Source organism: Mesorhizobium sp. BAC0120, assembly GCF_033542235.1.
GTDB lineage: Bacteria > Pseudomonadota > Alphaproteobacteria > Rhizobiales > Rhizobiaceae > JAWRCU01.
Genome location: NZ_JAWRCU010000011.1, coordinates 229,381 through 235,804 on the forward strand (window position 1 = coordinate 229,381; position 6,424 = coordinate 235,804).

8 protein-coding genes are annotated in these 6,424 nt (G+C 62.4%); 4 read left to right on the forward strand and 4 right to left on the reverse strand.

The annotated features are described in order from the left end of the window. A complete protein-coding gene (locus SAZ10_RS23400) occupies positions 1-612 on the forward strand; it encodes a L,D-transpeptidase (RefSeq protein ID WP_412535282.1) in 612 nt (203 codons plus the stop codon). Positions 613-852: 240 nt separating this feature from the next. Here SAZ10_RS23400 and SAZ10_RS23405 read toward each other — a convergent pair whose 3' ends face one another. The 4 genes from SAZ10_RS23405 to SAZ10_RS23420 all read right to left on the reverse strand — a co-directional run bounded on the left by SAZ10_RS23405 (position 853) and on the right by SAZ10_RS23420 (position 4,258). Continuing rightward, a complete protein-coding gene (locus SAZ10_RS23405; RefSeq protein ID WP_318611793.1) occupies positions 853-1,425 on the reverse strand; it encodes a NifU family protein in 573 nt (190 codons plus the stop codon). A gap of 166 nt (positions 1,426-1,591) precedes the next feature. Then, positions 1,592-2,083 (reverse strand): universal stress protein, encoded by a 492-nt coding sequence (locus tag SAZ10_RS23410; protein WP_318611794.1) that lies wholly within the window; start codon positions 2,081-2,083, stop codon positions 1,592-1,594. A 68-nt stretch (positions 2,084-2,151) separates the two neighbouring features. Next, on the reverse strand, positions 2,152-3,219 hold the full coding sequence (gene trpS, locus SAZ10_RS23415; protein WP_318611795.1) for a tryptophan--tRNA ligase: 1,068 nt from the start codon (positions 3,217-3,219) through the stop codon (positions 2,152-2,154). A 331-nt stretch (positions 3,220-3,550) separates the two neighbouring features. Beyond that, positions 3,551-4,258, reverse strand: coding sequence for a DUF899 family protein (locus SAZ10_RS23420; RefSeq protein WP_318611813.1), 708 nt, complete (start codon positions 4,256-4,258; stop codon positions 3,551-3,553). A gap of 159 nt (positions 4,259-4,417) precedes the next feature. On the opposite strand from SAZ10_RS23420, the gene SAZ10_RS23425 reads away from it, so the two are divergent. The 3 genes from SAZ10_RS23425 to SAZ10_RS23435 all read left to right on the forward strand — a co-directional run bounded on the left by SAZ10_RS23425 (position 4,418) and on the right by SAZ10_RS23435 (position 6,180). Beyond that, positions 4,418-5,110 carry an RNA polymerase sigma factor gene (locus SAZ10_RS23425; protein ID WP_318611796.1) on the forward strand — a complete coding sequence of 231 codons (693 nt, stop codon included), beginning with the start codon at positions 4,418-4,420 and terminating at the stop codon, positions 5,108-5,110. 237 nt (positions 5,111-5,347) lie between these two features. Next, positions 5,348-5,872 (forward strand): DUF4142 domain-containing protein, encoded by a 525-nt coding sequence (locus tag SAZ10_RS23430; protein WP_318611797.1) that lies wholly within the window; start codon positions 5,348-5,350, stop codon positions 5,870-5,872. Next, on the forward strand, positions 5,869-6,180 hold the full coding sequence (locus SAZ10_RS23435) for a cupredoxin domain-containing protein (RefSeq protein ID WP_318611798.1): 312 nt from the start codon (positions 5,869-5,871) through the stop codon (positions 6,178-6,180). Before SAZ10_RS23430 ends, SAZ10_RS23435 begins: the two co-directional genes overlap by 4 nt. Positions 6,181-6,424 lie beyond the last annotated feature (244 nt).

A 6,424-nucleotide genomic window follows, 5' to 3' on the forward strand; every position in this document is an offset into this window, starting at 1 on the left:
ATGCGGATCAAGCCCCTCTTGATCGCTGCGGCGCTTGTGGCGACGGCTGCGCTTTCTGGTTGCATGAGCGATACGCTCATCCCGGCGAATTACAGCTCAGTCCACGACGCCGGCTACACCGTTCCTGCGATTCCGATCGACAAGGTTCCAAGAGAGTTTCGCCGGCAGAACGTCGAGTTCGACACCGCTGAGAAGCCCGGCACGATCATCGTCGATACGCAGGCCAAGTACCTCTATTTCGTCCTGCCTGAAGGCCGGGCGATCCGCTATGGCATCGGCGTCGGCCGCGAAGGTTTCGAGTGGAATGGCACCGCCCATATCGCGCTCAAGCGCGAGTGGCCGGTATGGACGCCGCCCCGTGAGATGATCAAGCGCCAGCCGCAGCTCGTGAAATTTGCTGGCGGGCAGCCGCCGGGGCCGACCAACGCGCTCGGCGCGCGCGCCATGTATCTGTTCAACAAGGGCGGTGATTCGGGCTACCGGCTCCACGGCACGCCGGAATGGTGGTCGATCGGCAAGGCAATGTCGTCAGGCTGCATTCGACTGCTGAACCAGGACATCATCGATCTTTATGACCGCACCGAAGTAGGGGCCAAGGTCATCGTCAAATAGGGGAATTGTGGGGGACCGTCTCGGCAACAAAAGACGTCCGCAATGAAAAAACCGGGCTCTTGCAGGCCCGGTTTTTTATTTCCCGTTATTAGCCTGGATGGTGTTGAGTTCAGGTCAGGCCACGCCAAAAATAGCGGGTTTCGAGAACCGGAGCGCACCGTACCTTCTAGTACGTGAGCACCGGAAGCGCAGAAGGCCGCTATCCGCAGGCCGGCATCACCTGAAAATCAACGCATCCGATCAGGCGATCTGCTCGACATGCTCCACTTCGGGAACGAAGTGGCGGAGCAGGTTCTGGATGCCGTGCTTCAGCGTCGCAGTGGACGAGGGGCAGCCGGCGCAAGCACCCTTCATGTAGAGGAACACCGTGCCGTTCTGGTAGCCGCGGAACGTGATGTCGCCGCCGTCCTGTGCGACGGCCGGCCGCACGCGCGTATCGAGGAGCTCCTTGATCGTCACGACGATCTCCGAGTCGGCCTCGTCGTAGAACTCGCCATCATGATCCGTCACATCGGCCGAGCTGGCCGCGTTCATCACCGGCTGACCCGACATGAAGTGCTCCATGATCGTGCCGAGGATGGCTGGCTTGAGGTGCTGCCATTCCATCGAGCCGTCATTGGTGACGGTTATGAAGTCGTAGCCGAAGAACACACCCACCACGCCGGGAATATCGAAGAGGCGGCCGGCGAGCGGGGAATCCTGGCGCGCGCCTTCGGCATCGCGGAAATCGGCGGTGCCCGACGGCATGACCTCCCGGCCTGGCAGGAACTTCAGGGTCGCCGGATTCGGGGTGGCTTCCGTCTGTATGAACATCGAGCGCTCCGTGCCGCAAGCGGCATTCAGTTTGGAACAATTCTAATGAGGTAATTAGGCCTATCGGCTGGAATATTCAAGCGAAACCCTGAGTGCTCCAGTCCGGATTAAGGTCCGGATAGACGCCCGGATCAGACGTTCCCGCGGCACCTCAGCGTGGCCAACTTCAAGCCAGGCTGTCGATTTCCTCGTCACTGAGGTTCTGCGGGACCACGGTCACGGGAATCGGGAAGGCCGCGGCCTTACCGGCGATCGAGGAGACCAGCGGCCCTGGTCCCTCCTTGCCGGCACCGGCGGCGAGCACCAGGATCGCGATATCCTGATCCTCCTCGATCAGCTTGTGGATCTCCTCGGACGCCTTTCCTTCGCGAATCACCAGCTCCGGTTCGATGCCGAGCGTTTGGCGGACCTTGGAGGCATAGGCGTCGAGATGAGCGGAGGCACTGGCCTCCGCCTCCTCGCGCATGATCTTCTCGACACCCAGCCAATGCTGGAAATCGCCGGGCTCGATCACGTAAAGCAGCACAAGCACGCCGCCGGTATTCTTGGCCCGCCGCGATGCATAGGCAACGGCGCGCTCGCATTCCGGCGTCTCGTCGATGATGGCCAGGAATTTGCGGCGATGGCCGGCTTCGCGGCTGAGGCGTTTGGATACCATGGAACTCCTGTCGGAGCGGACCGCTCAACTTCCGCGCAATCTGCCACCTGGCCGGAAGCGCCGCAAGGCTAGCCCTGCTGCAGCCCGACGATCGACCGCACGTCCTTCATCGTTGCTTCCGCCAAAGCTCCCGCCTTGGCGCCGCCGTCGCTGAGGACGCCGTCGACATAGGCCCGGTCGGCCAGGATGCGGCGCATCTCGCCCGCGATAGGTGCCAACTTCGCCACCGCCAGCTCGGCAAGAGCCGGCTTGAACACCGAGAATTGCGTGCCGCCGAAATCTTTCAACACCTGTTCCTTCGAAATGTCGGCGAGGCCGGCATAAATGCCGACCAGGTTCTCGGCCTCGGGCCTCCCCTCGAGGCCCTTCACCTCGCTCGGCAACGCGTCGGGGTCGGTCTTGGCCTTCTTGATCTTCTTGGCCATCGTATCGGCGTCGTCGGTCAAGTTGATCCGCGAGAGGTCGGATGGATCGGATTTGGACATCTTCTTTGAGCCGTCGCGCAGCGACATGATGCGCGCCGCCGGCCCGCCGATCACCGGCTCGGTGATCGGGAAATAGCCCCGCACAATCTCTTCGCCGACCTTCATCTCGACGCCGAGCCCCTTCGCTGCGATACGATCCGAAAAGTCGTTGTTGAACTTCTGGGCGATATCACGGGTAAGCTCCAGATGCTGCTTCTGGTCCTCACCGACCGGTACGTGCGTGGCGCGGTAGAGGAGAATGTCGGCGGCCATCAGGCTCGGATAGGCGAGCAGGCCTAGCGAGGCGTTCTCGCGGTCCTTGCCGGCCTTGTCCTTGAACTGCGTCATGCGGCTCATCCAGCCGATGCGGGCCACGCAGTTGAAGATCCAGGCGAGCTCGGCGTGCTGCATCACTCGGCTCTGGTTGAACACGATGTGCTTCTTCGGGTTGATGCCGGCCGCGAGGAACGCGGCCGTGATCTGCCGGGTCTGATCCTCGAGGTCGTCGTGGACGAGCTGCGCAGTCAGCGAATGCAGGTCGACGACGCAATAGATGCAGTCGTTCGTGTCCTGCAACGCGACGAATTTCTTGATCGCGCCGAGATAGTTGCCGAGATGGAGATTACCGGTTGGCTGAACGCCCGAGAAGACGAGCGGCTTGAAGCTGGACATGAAAATTCCTCGTGGCTTGTGGAGGGCCGTTTCGCACGCGGCGAAATTCGGGAGGCTGCTTATGGACGAGGGTGGGGCGCCGGTCAAGGAGAGCCAGGAGCTCTTTGGCCAGGCAAGAACTCTTCTGAGATCGCGCCCTTCGCGCCCCCCTCTGTCCTGCCGGACATCTCCCCCACAAGGGGGGAGATCGGCTTTCATCGATGGTTTCACCAAACTCCAGCGCTGGCAATTGGCGAAATCAAACCGGCCGTCCAATCTCCCCCCTTGCGGGGGAGATGTCCGGCAGGACAGAGGGGGGGCGCCGCGGGGTGCGTACCTATCCGAGGATCGCTCAGTCCACATACTCCAGCTTCGGATACCACTCGGGATCGCGACCGGCCGGCGTGAGGTCGAGCACGGTCCAGAGCGGCGCCACTTCCGGCGCGCCACGCGGATCCTGGCCGGGATCCTGGGTGCCGCCCATTTCTCCTCCCCAGAAATGGAAGATTTTGCCGTCGCGCTTCACCCATACGTCGAGCGCCGGCCACTCCTCGCCATTCGGCGCAAGGCCGCGATAGTCGCGCGCGAAGTCGTCGCCCTGGGTCGCGTAGAATTTGAGGTTCCGCCATCCGCGCTCCCGCGCGAAGGCGAGCTGCCGCTCGACCGGCGAGCGGCCGATCACGGCAAATGGCACGCGTTGCGTGATATCGCGCGCGGGTATGTCGAGCGAGCCGAGGAACGAAGTGCACATCGGACACGGCCGCTGGCGCTGAGGTCCGTACATCCAGAAATAGGTGACCAGCGTGTCGTGCGGCCCGAACAGGTCGGCCATCCTCACCGTCTTGCCGTTCTCGTCGGTGAAGGCGTAGTCCGTCGCGAGCTCCCCGCCGAGGGGCAGGGCGCGACGCTGTGCGGCCACGCGCTCGATGTGCCGCCTGAGCTCGATCTCCTCGGCAAGGAGAGCGGTGCGCGCCTTGCGGTATTCGGCGCTGTCGTTGGGATAGGGCTTGCTCGCCTTTGCGGCGAGCGTTTCGGCAGGCTCGAGCATCACATCGGTCATCATATCCTCCATCTATCTTGCGAATGCCGGACAGGTAGACGATCGCGACCGGCGTTCGGTGTATAGTCGCAGCCCGGAAGCTGATTTCGACAGGGCACCGCGAAATTTCGGGAACCTTTTCGTGGGAATGGCATCCAATCTCGAAACGGAGGAACGCCGATGCCGCTTCGGGCTGAGCAGGTCCGCGAATTCGACAAGGCTGACGACATGGAGCTGGCGCGCCGCGCGCTAGCGCGGGAGGCGCAGGCGTTCCGCACGATCATGACGCGGCACAACCGCCGGCTCTACAGGATCGCGCGCAGCATTCTGCACAGCGACAGCGAAGCGGAAGAAGCCCTGCAGGAAGCCTATCTGCACGCCTTCGCCAATCTCGCGGGCTTCCGCGGCGATTCGACACTTGCCACCTGGCTCTCGCGCATCGTCATCAACGAAGCGCTCGGGCGCCTGCGCAAGAGAAAGCGCGCCGCCTCCGTCTCGCTGCCAGTCGATGAGCTGCCGGCGGCGCAAATCATCGCATTTCCGGCAAGCGCCGGCCTGGACGATCCGGAGCGGAACATGGCGCAGCGACAGATACTGGAACTCGTCGAGCGGGCGACCGACAGCCTTCCCGATGATTTTCGTACCGTCTTTGTCGCGCGAGCGATCGAAGGGCTGAGCGTCGAAGAAACGGCCGAACTGCTCGGCCTCAAGCCCGAAACCGTCAAGACCCGCCTCCATCGCGCGCGCAAGCTGCTGCGCGAGCGGCTGGACGAGCAGATCGGCCCGGTGCTGCTCGATGCGTTTCCCTTTGCGGGCCGGCGCTGCGAGCGCCTCACCGAGACCGTCATGCAACGGCTCGGATTGGCGGACTAGCGCATCGGACCGAAAAGTGCGTAGTGGTTTTCGGACGGATCCGTTGCGCAAACAACGAGATAGAGCGGCGGTTCAATTTGGACGCACGCCGCTCTGTGGCGCATCGCGATCCGGCTTGAACGCACGCCTCCTCCCAATTTGAGCATGCCCCAAACTTTCTCGGGAACGTTTCGCGCGACGGCGCATCCAATGCGCGTCAACAAGACCATCGCGCAGCGTTTGCGCCGGAGGAAGATCATGATGAGAATAATGCAGGCGGCCATCGCCGCGATTTGCCTGCTGGGCGGAGCCGCTTTTGCCGTCGCAGCCGAGAAGCCCACCGACCCTCAGATCGCACATATCGCCTACACGGCCGGCGTTATCGACATCGACGCCGCGAAGCAGGCGCTCAAAAAATCAAAGAACAAGCAAGTCATCGCCTTCGCGAAGGACATGGTGCGCGATCACGAAGCGGTCAACAAGCAAGCCCTCGCCCTCGTCAAGAAGCTGAACGTCACGCCGGAAGACAACGACACCAGCAAGGCGCTGACCAAGGCCGCTGCCGAAAAACGCGATGAACTCGCCAAGCTCAAGGGCGCAGCCTTTGACAAGGCCTATATCGACAATGAGGTCGCCTATCACAAGCAGGTCAATGACGCTTTGGAGACGTTGCTTATCCCTTCGGCCACGAACCCCCAGCTGAAAGACCTTCTGCAGACCGGCCTCAAGCTGTTCCAGGGGCACGAGCAGCATGCCGAGCATGTTGCCAGCATGCTGAAATGAGCAGGTTCCTCACCATCGCCTGCGCGATGCTGTTGGCCCTCGCCTCCGCTCCGGCGGGGGCGGCGACCATTCAGGTCGTCATCGACAAGCTGACCTTCTCGCCGGCTGAGGTCGACGCCAAGGTCGGCGATACCATCGAATGGCTCAACAAGGACCCTTTGGCCCACACAGCCACTGTGAAGGGCGGCTTCGAAGTGATGATCCCTGCCGGAAAGTCCGGCACGACAGTTCTCAAGAAGGCGGAATCGGTCGAGTATTACTGCCGGTTCCATCCCAATATGAAGGGCAGGATCACGGTTTCGCGCTGAGCGGATCGTGGTCTTTAGTCGCGCTAGTGCATTCTGTAATTCGCTTGACCCAGGCGCTGCCCCTCACCCTCTCGCCGTGAAAAACGGGGAGAGGGGATTCTGAGACGTTGCCGCCCCCCTTGTATGGGACGTTGGTTGTCAAGAGCAGAGTTTGCCATCGGCTCCTCCTTTCCTTTCCGCTTGCGTTGGCTTTCGAGTGGGGGCGTCCGGCGGCGGGCCGGTGCCGCGCACCCCGACTCGGCGG